The organism is Kitasatospora sp. NPDC023118, assembly GCF_055560875.1.
Genome location: NZ_JBVHHW010000041.1, coordinates 28,277 through 34,793 on the forward strand (window position 1 = coordinate 28,277; position 6,517 = coordinate 34,793).

A 6,517-nucleotide genomic window follows, 5' to 3' on the forward strand; every position below is an offset into this window, starting at 1 on the left:
AGGATTCCCACCCATGGCCAGCACCTCCGAGGACAAGCTCCGCGACTACCTCAAGAAGGTCACCGCGGACCTGCGGCGCACGAGGCAGCGCCTGGAGTCCGTCGAGGCGAGGGACACCGAGCCGATCGCGATCATCGGGATGGCCTGCCGCTACCCCGGCGGCGTCCGCACCCCGGAGGACCTCTGGCGGCTCGTCGCCGACGGCGCCGACGCCATCGGCGACCTCCCGGAGGACCGCGGATGGGACACCGGGGGCCTCTACGACCCCACCCCCGGCACCCCCGGCAAGAGCTACGTGCGCCACGGCGGGTTCCTCGACGGCGTCGCCGACTTCGACGCCGAGCTGTTCGGCATCGCCCCCCGCGAGGCCCTCGCCATGGACCCGCAGCAGCGGCTCCTGCTCGAATCCGCCTGGGAGGCGATCGAGCGCGCCCGCATCGCCCCCGCCGCCCTGCGGGGCAGCGACACCGGCGTGTTCATCGGCGGCGCCGACACCGACTACGGCTCCCTCGCCCGCCAGACCGAGGAGACCGAGGGCCACCTCCTCACCGGCGGAGCCGTCAGCGTCCTCTCCGGCCGCATCGCCTACACCCTCGGGCTTGAGGGCCCGGCCGTCACCGTCGACACCGCGTGCTCCTCCGCCCTCGTCGCTCTCCACCTCGCGGTCCGCGCGCTGCGCGCCGGCGAGTGCTCGATGGCCGTCGCCGGCGGCGTCGCCGTCATGCCGACCACTCGCCTGTTCACCGAGTTCTCCCGCCAGCGCGGCCTCGCCCCCGACGGGCGCTGCAAGCCCTTCGCGGAGGCCGCGGACGGCACCTCCTGGGCCGAGGGCGTCGGCGTCCTGCTCGTCGAGCGGCTCTCGGACGCCCGGCGCCTGGGCCACGAGGTCCTCGCCGTCGTCCGGGGCACCGCCGTCAACCAGGACGGCGCCAGCAGCCGCCTGACCGCCCCCAACGGCCCCTCGCAGCAGCGCGTCATCCAGGCCGCGCTCGCCAACGCCCGCCTCACCCCCGACCAGGTCGACGCGGTCGAGGCCCACGGCACGGGTACCACGTTGGGCGACCCGATCGAGGCCCAGGCCCTGCTCGCGACCTACGGGCAGGACCGGCCCGCGGACCGGCCGCTCTACCTCGGCGGCGTCAAGTCGAACATCGGCCACGCCCAGGCGGCGGCCGGCGTCGCGGGTGTCATCAAGACGGTCATGGCGCTGCGCGCCGGGGTGCTGCCGGCCACCCTGCACGTCGACGAGCCGTCCTCGCACGTGGACTGGACGGCGGGCGCCGTCGAGCTGCTGACGCAGGCCCGCGACTGGCCGCGGACCGGGCGTCCGCGCCGTGCGGGCGTCTCGGCGTTCGGCATCAGCGGGACGAACGCGCACGTGGTCCTGGAGCAGGCGGACGAGGTCGTGGCGGAGGAGCCGGAGGGGGCAGCCCCGGTCCCGGCCGTCGTGCCGTGGGTGCTGAGCGGCCGGACGCCGGACGCGCTGCGCGCCCAGGCCGCCCGGCTGCGCGAGGTCGCGGCGGGCCTGCCGGTCGCGGACATCGCGGCGGCGCTGGCCACGAGCCGGTCGATGCTCAACCACCGGGCCGTGGTGGTCGGTTCGGACCGGGACGCGCTGCTGCGTGGGCTCGACGCGCTGGCGGCGGGCTCGGGCGGGGTCGTCGAGGGCGCGGTCCGGGCCAGTGGGACGGCCTTCCTGTTCTCGGGTCAGGGGTCGCAGCGACTGGGGATGGGGCGGGAGCTGTATGGCCGCTTCCCGGTGTTCGCTCGGGCCTTCGACGAGGTGTGCGGGGCGGTGGACCTCCCGCTTCGGGACGTGGTGTGGGGATCGGACGAGGAGCTGCTGAACCGGACGGAGTTCGCCCAGGCGGCGCTCTTCGCCGTCGAGGTGGCGCTGTACCGGTTGGCCGAATCGTTGGGCGTGCGGCCGGAGTTCGTCGCCGGGCACTCGATCGGTGAGGTGGCGGCCGCGCACGTGGCCGGGGTGTTCTCGCTCGCCGACGCGTGCGCGCTGGTGAGCGCCCGCGGCCGGCTGATGCAGGCGCTGCCTTCGGGTGGGGCCATGCTGGCCGTGCAGGCGACGGAGGACGAAGTCCTGCCGTTGTTGGGTGAGTTCGTGTCGATCGCCGCCGTGAACGGGCCTTCGTCGGTGGTCGTTTCCGGTAGCGAGGCGGCCGTCGAGGCGGTCCGCGCGCACTTCGCCGACCGCAAGACGACCCGGCTGCGCGTCTCGCACGCGTTCCACTCGCCGCTCATGGACCCGATGCTGGCGGACTTCCGTTCCGTCCTCAACGGGCTGACGTACACGGCCCCTTCGATCCCGGTTGTCTCCAACCTGACCGGTGAGATCGCCACGCCCGAGCTGCTCTGCTCGCCCGACTACTGGGTGCGCCACGTCCGCGAGGCCGTCCGGTTCGCCGACGGGATCCGGGCATTGGAGGCCGCGGGCGTCTCGCGCTTGCTGGAACTCGGCCCCGACGGTGTCCTGACCGCGCTCGCGGCCGGTTCTCTGTCCGACGATGCCGTGCTGGCCTCCGTCCTCCGCAAGGACCAGGCCGAGGAACTCACCACGCTCGCCGCCCTCGGGCGCCTGCATGTCACCGGCGCCCGCGTCAACTGGTCCGCGCTCTTCGCCGGCACTGCCGTCCGCCCGATCGACCTGCCGACCTACGCCTTCCAGCACCGTCGCTACTGGCCCGTGACCGCCCCCGGGACCGCCGGTGACCTCGGCGCCGCGGGCCTCGACACGGCCGGCCACCCGCTGCTCACCGCCTCGCTCGAACTCTCCGACGACGACGGCCTGTTGTTCACGTCCCGGCTCTCCCGGCAGTCCCACCCCTGGCTCGCCGACCACGAGGTACGCGGCAACGTCCTACTGCCCGGCACCGCGTTCCTCGAACTCGCCGTCCGCGCCGGGGACGAGGCCGGCTGCGACCGCGTCGAGGAACTGACCCTGGCCGCGCCGCTCGTCCTGCCCGAGCGTGAGGGCGTTCAGTTGCAACTGCGGGTCGGCGCGGCCGACGAGAACGGCCGCCGCACCTTCACCATCGCCTCCCGGCCCGAGGGCGCCGACGGCCGCGCCTGGGACCAGCACGCGAGCGGCGTCCTCGCCGTGGGGGAGACGCGCACCGCGTTCGACACGACCGTCTGGCCGCCGGCCGGCGCCGAGACGGTCGACCTGACCGGGCTGTACGACGGGATGGCCGACGGCGGCTACGCGTACGGCCCGGTGTTCCAGGGCCTGCGGGCGGCCTGGCGGCGCGGCGACGAGGTCTTCGCCGACGTCGCCCTGCCGGAGGGCACCGAGGGCGCCGGTTACGGTCTGCACCCGGCGCTGCTCGACGCCGCCCTGCACGTGACGGCCGTCAACGGGATGCCGCACGGCGTCGTGCCGTTCGCGTGGGAGGACGTGTCGCTGCACGCCTCCGGCGCGTCCTCGGTGCGCGTGCGCGTCACCCGGACCGGCGAGGAGTGCGTCGCGGTGGCGGTTGCCGACGCCGAGGGCCTGCCGGTGGCGTCCGTGGGGTCGCTGGCCCTGCGCCCGGTGGCGGCGGGCGAGGCAAGCCCGGTCGGCCGGGACGGGCTGTTCCGGGTGGAGTGGGTGCCGGTGAAGGGCGTGGCTGCTCCGGAGTTCGCGGTGGTCGGGTCGCTGGCGGAGGTGTCGGCGGACGTGCCGCCGGTGGTGGTGGTCCGACCGGCGGACGGCGACGTGCACGCGCGTACGGCCCGCGTGCTGGAGCTGGTGCAGGGCTGGCTGGTGGAGGAGCGGTTCGCGGCCTCCCGGCTGGTGTTCGTGACGCGCGGCGTGGTGGCGGGCGAGGATCTGCCGGGTGCGGCCGTGTGGGGTCTGGTGCGGTCGGCGATGTCGGAGGAGCCGGGCCGGTTCGGCCTGGTGGATCTGGCGGGTTCGGAGGAACTGCCGCCCGCTGCCCTGGGCTTGGACGAGCCGCAACTGCTCGTCCGCGACGGGGAGGTCCTCGCGGCCCGGCTCGTGCGCGCCGAATCGGCGGGCGAGCCGGTTGTGTGGGCCGGCGAGGGCACGGTCCTGATCACCGGCGGCACGGGCGGCCTGGGCCGGATCACGGCCCGACACCTGGCCGTCGAGCACGGCGTGCGGCGGCTGCTGCTGGTCAGCCGCCGGGGCGCTGACGCCGAGGGCACGGACGACCTGCTCGCCGAGCTGGCGGCGGCCGGCGCGGAGGCCGTCGTCGAGGCGTGTGACGTCGCCGATCCGGCGGCGGTGGCGGACCTGTTCGCCCGGCACGAGATCCGCGCGGTCGTCCACACGGCCGGGGTGATCGATGACGGTGTGGTGGGTTCGCTGACGCCTGCGCGGGTTTCGGAGGTCCTGCGCCCGAAGGCGGACGCCGCCTGGAACCTGCACGAGGCCACGAAGGACCGAAAGCTGGCGGCCTTCGTCCTGTTCTCCTCCGTCTCCGGCGTCTTCGGCGGCCCGGGCCAGGCCGCCTACGCGGCGGGCAACGCCTACCTGGACGCCCTGGCGCTCCACCGCCGCTCACTCGGCCTGCCCGCCGTCTCGCAGGCGTGGGGCCCGTGGACCCGCGACGGCGGCATGATCGGTACGCTCGCCGACGTCGACCTGCACCGGATCGCCCGCTCGGGCATGCCGGAGCTCACCCCCGCCGAGGGCGCCGCGCTCTTCGACGCCTCGCTCGCCGCCGGCGAGCCCGCGATCCTGCCCGTCCGCCTGGATCTCGCGGTGCTGCGGGCCCAGGACCCGGTGCCCGCCCTGCTGCGCGGACTGGTGCGCGGCCGGGTCCGGCGCGCGGTGGTGGCCGGCTCGGCCGCCTCGGCGGGCCTCGCGCAGCGCCTGTCCGGTCTTGGTGCCGACGAGCGGCGGGCGGCCGTCCTGGAGCTGGTGCGCGACCAGATCGCCGTGGTCCTGGGCCACGAGGGCGGCTCGGTCGTCGATCCGTCGCGGGCGTTCCAGGACCTCGGCTTCGACTCGCTGACGGCGGTCGAGCTGCGCAACCGGCTGAAGTCGGTGACGGGTCTCCAGCTGCCGGCCACGGTGGTGTTCGACTACCCGACGGCGAGCGCGCTGGCGGGCTTCGTGCTGGAGGGCCTGTTCGGCGCCGAGGAGGCCGAGGAACTCCCGTCGGCGCTCCCGGTGTCGTCCGACGACCCGGTGGTCATCGTCGGCATGGCCTGCCGCTACCCGGGTGGCGTCGAGTCGCCCGAGGACCTGTGGCGGCTGGTGGCCGACGGCGTGGACGCGGTGTCGGACTTCCCGACGAACCGCGGTTGGGACGTCGACTCGCTCTACAGCGAGGACCGGTCCGTCCCGGGCACGTCGTACACCCGGTGGGGCGCGTTCCTGCACGACGCCGGGGAGTTCGACCCCGAGTTCTTCGGCATGAGCCCGCGTGAGGCGCTGGCGACCGACGCGCAGCAGCGCCTGCTGCTGGAGACGTCGTGGGAGGCCTTCGAGCGGGCCGGCATCGACCCGGTGACGCTGCGCGGCAGCCGGACCGGCGTCTTCGCGGGCATCATGTACACCGACTACCGCTCGCTGCTGGACGGCGAGGAGTTCGAGGGCTTCCGCGGCAACGGGAGCGCCCCCAGCATCGCCTCCGGCCGGGTGTCCTACACCTTCGGCTTCGAGGGCCCGGCGGTCACGGTGGACACGGCGTGCTCGTCCTCGCTCGTGGCGATGCACCTGGCGGCGCAGGCGCTGCGGAGCGGCGAGTGCTCGCTGGCGCTGGCCGGCGGTGTGACGGTGATGTCGACGCCGGGGACGTTCGTGGAGTTCTCGCGCCAGGGCGGCCTGTCGGCCGACGGCCGGTGCCGTTCGTTCGCGGACGCGGCCGACGGCGTGGGCTGGGGCGAGGGCGTCGGTGTCGTGGTGCTGGAGCGCCTGTCGGACGCTCGTCGGAACGGGCACCGGGTACTGGCGGTCCTGCGCGGCAGCGCCGTGAACCAGGACGGTGCGTCGAACGGTCTGACGGCGCCGAACGGTCCGTCGCAGCAGCGGGTGATCCGGCAGGCGCTGGCGAGCGCCGGCCTGTCGTTCGGCGACGTGGACGTGGTGGAGGCGCACGGCACCGGGACGACGCTGGGCGACCCGATCGAGGCGCAGGCGCTGCTCGCGACGTACGGCCAGAACCGCGAAGTCCCGCTGCTGCTGGGCTCGATCAAGTCGAACATCGGGCACGCGCAGGCGGCGGCCGGAGTCGCGGGCGTGATCAAGATGGTGCTGGCGATGCAGAACAGTGTGCTGCCGCGCACGCTGCACGTGGACGCGCCTTCGTCGCACGTGGACTGGACGGCGGGCGCGGTGGAGCTGCTGGCCGAGGCGCAGGAGTGGCCGGAGGCCGGCCGCCCGCGCCGGGCGGGCGTGTCGTCGTTCGGGATCAGCGGGACCAACGCGCACGTGATCCTTGAGCAGGGCGAGTCCGAGGCCGTGCAGGAGGCCGCGGTGACGGCGGGGGCGATGCCCTGGCTGGTGTCCGCCGGGTCCGGGGCGGCGCTGGACGCGCAGGTCGCGCGGCTCGGA

1 pseudogene is annotated in these 6,517 nt (G+C 74.8%); it reads left to right on the forward strand.

The annotated features are described in order from the left end of the window. Positions 1-13 precede the first annotated feature (13 nt). Positions 14-6,475: pseudogene (locus tag ACZ3UD_RS34055) on the forward strand (SDR family NAD(P)-dependent oxidoreductase); the annotation flags it as partial. Positions 6,476-6,517 lie beyond the last annotated feature (42 nt).